At 71.3% G+C, this 1,690-nt stretch carries 1 protein-coding gene and 1 pseudogene; both read right to left on the bottom strand.

Annotation, left to right across the window (positions count from 1 at the left end; genetic code table 11):
• Positions 1 to 122: 122 nt before the first annotated feature.
• Entirely contained in the window at positions 123 to 1,019 is an 897-nt protein-coding gene (locus tag ABZ656_RS57825; protein WP_360280774.1) for an NAD(P)H-binding protein, read from the bottom strand.
• A gap of 70 nt (positions 1,020 to 1,089) precedes the next feature.
• Positions 1,090 to 1,253 (bottom strand): annotated as a pseudogene (locus ABZ656_RS57820) (IS630 family transposase); the annotation flags it as partial.
• Positions 1,254 to 1,690 lie beyond the last annotated feature (437 nt).

Genomic DNA, 1,690 nt, shown 5'->3' with positions numbered 1-1,690 from the left:
CCCTGACGGCGAATCGGCTTTCCCTGCCCTGCTCCGCAGGAGTCCGATTCCTCCCCCGCCTGAAGGCGGGGTATCCACGGAGGAATCCCGATGAAACCGATCCCGGTCCGCAGACGCGCCCCTCAGCGGGTACCGCGCGCCGTCTTCGGCTCGGGCCACCAGGCCGCGTCCGAGATCGGGGTCGCCGGTGAGCCGGTGAGCCGGGGGACGACGTCGGTGACCACGGAGACCTCGCCCTTCTCGATCGCCTGGAACCACGAGATCCAGGTCTCGATCTGTTCCCCGCTCATGCCCAGCCGGAATCGCCGCGCGAAGGCTTCCTCGAAGGTCTCGGGTTCGAAGCGGTAGGGGCGACCGGTGGCCGCGGCGATCCGGGTGACCGCTTCGTCGAGGGTCAGGGCCTCGGGCCCGGTGATCTCGAGGATCGCGCCGTCGTGCTCGGAGCGGGGACCCTCGTCGAGGGCGACGGCCGTGATCACGTCGGCGATGTCCTCGTGGGTGACGAAGGCGGCCCGGCCCCTGCTCGCGGGGCCGCTCACGACGAACTCCTCGTCGGCGAGGGCGGCCGGCGTCGACGTGTAAAAGCCCGCCCGGAGCACCGTGTGGCGGATCCCGGCCCCCGCCAGGAACTGTTCGGTCGCCCACTGGTCGCGGGCGTTGAGGTAGGTGGCGACGGGCGAGGCGCCGACGAGGGACACATAAAGGACCCGGTCGACGCCGACGGCGATCGCGGCCTCGACGGCGGTGGCGTGTTCCTCCAGCCGGCGCCCCGTGCGGTGTCCGGAGACCAGGATGAGGGTCGACGCGCCCTCGAGCGCCTTGCGCATGGCCGGGGCGTCGCCGTAGGCGGCCGGACCGCGCCGCTGGGCGCCCGGCAGTTTGGGTATGCGGTCGGGGTCGCGTCCGACGAGGAGCTGGGGGACGCCACGGTCGGCGAGCCGGGCCGCGATCCGGCTGCCCAGCGCCCCGGTCACCCCCGTGACCGCCACCGTGGCACGGTTTCCCTCAGACATGGGCATGGGTTTCCCTCCATCCGGGGCCGCTGTCGATCGCGGACCCCTGCTTCCGATTATTTGCCTAGAAGGCCACGTCCGGCGCGGCGAACAAGATGGTGCTGCCGTGGCGGACGTAGTCGTGGGTCCGCCGCTCGGGCATGCCCAAAACCGAGCGGTCCAGCGCCTGGATCTGCGACTTCTCGTCGACGCACAGGAACAGCGCCTTATCCGGCGGTCCAGGTGGAGACCGACGATGTCGCGATGCCTCCACCCCCGCGTCGGAGATTTCACGCGGGGCGCCCGGGCGGGGCTCGTCCGCCGGGCGTCGGGGCGCGACTCCAGGAATCGGCGTCGCCGCCTGCCCACCGGCTGTGGCCAGATGCCGAGTTCGGCGGCCACTCACTGGTTCGGCTTTCCCTCCGCGCAGCCCCGTACGATCCGGTACCGCTGAGCCGGAGCCTGAGCCGAGGTTGCCCGCCGCGGCCGGCGCACCGGTGTCTCGCGCTCGTCGGCGCTCGACGTCACCTCGGCGACCGGCCGGCTCATGCGCGTCGCGCGGGCAAGGGCACACATGTTCAACGGACCTCAGGCGCAGGACACTAGCCTCGCCGTTTCGGTTGGGGCGATGAGGCGTCGCTGATGGTCAACTGTCGAGTGACTGTGGCGATTTCGGTGTTCAGCCATGGCAGAGTCCC

Source organism: Streptomyces sp. NPDC007095 (assembly GCF_040634475.1).
Taxonomy (GTDB): Bacteria; Actinomycetota; Actinomycetes; order Streptomycetales; family Streptomycetaceae; genus Streptomyces.
This window is presented reverse-complemented; position numbering and strand designations above follow the sequence as displayed.